Genomic DNA, 566 nt, shown 5'->3' on the forward strand with positions numbered 1-566 from the left:
ACCGCTGTACCGCCAAGCCGCTATCTATGCTCGCCAGGGCGTGGAGCTGGACCGCACGACCATGGCGCGCGGGGTCGGCGCTTGCGGTGCGCTGGTACGCCCCCTCGTCGAGGCTTTGCACCGATACGTGATGATGCCCGGCAAGGTGCACGCGGACGACACGCCGCTGCCGGTACTTGCGCCAGGTAAGGGGCAGACCAAGACCGGAAGGCTATGGGCTTACGTGCGAGACGATCGCGCATCGGGTTCGGATGCTGCGCCTGCGGTCTGGTTCGCCTACACACCAAACCACCAGGGCCAACATCCCCAAGCGCATCTGGCCGGCTTCCGCGGCATCCTGCAGGCAGACGCGTATGCGGGCTTCAACGCTGTTTTTACCGATGGCAGTGTGCGCGAAGCAGCTTGTATGGCTCACGCGCGCCGTAAGGTGCACGATCTGCATGTCCGCAAGGCAACGCCGACCACAACGGAGGCGTTACGCCGGATCGGCGAGCTCTATGCCATCGAAGCGGAGATCCGGGGTAAGCTGCTGGCGCCTTTATGCCGAAGAGCTACCTGCCGTGCGT

1 protein-coding gene is annotated in these 566 nt (G+C 64.7%); it reads left to right on the forward strand.

All coding sequences use genetic code 11. From position 1 onward, the window contains the following. Positions 1–566: IS66 family transposase (locus MKD38_RS30840; protein WP_252669791.1), on the forward strand; the 566-nt coding region annotated here is incomplete at both ends.

The sequence above is a fragment of the Cupriavidus sp. WGlv3 genome, from assembly GCF_023952475.1.
Taxonomy (GTDB): domain Bacteria; phylum Pseudomonadota; class Gammaproteobacteria; order Burkholderiales; family Burkholderiaceae; genus Cupriavidus; species Cupriavidus phytorum.